This window comes from Paraburkholderia sp. SIMBA_027 (assembly GCF_046535315.1).
Taxonomy (GTDB): domain Bacteria; phylum Pseudomonadota; class Gammaproteobacteria; order Burkholderiales; family Burkholderiaceae; genus Paraburkholderia; species Paraburkholderia tropica.
Window position 1 is genome coordinate 1 of sequence record NZ_JAWRWY010001513.1, and the last position, 240, is coordinate 240.

At 64.6% G+C, this 240-nt stretch carries 1 pseudogene; it reads left to right on the forward strand.

Annotation, left to right across the window (positions count from 1 at the left end):
- A pseudogene (locus SB764_RS44240) lies at positions 1–240 on the forward strand (CDP-glucose 4,6-dehydratase); the annotation flags it as partial.

The following is a 240-nucleotide window of genomic DNA, read 5'->3' on the forward strand; positions in this document are numbered from 1 at the left end:
CCTGAACTGAAATGGAATGCACGGCCACCCGCCGAAGCCTTGCACGAAGCCACCCTGCTGCTGCTCGACTGCGCCAAGGCGCATAACGTCCTGGGTTGGCGGCCGGTCCTGCCGCTGCATGATGCCGTCGCGATGACGGCGAACTGGTACCGCCATCATCACCAAACCGGCCAATCTCTGACGCGGGAGCAACTGCGCCAGTATGTAGCACAGGCAGCTGCCGCCGGCAGCGCATGGGTG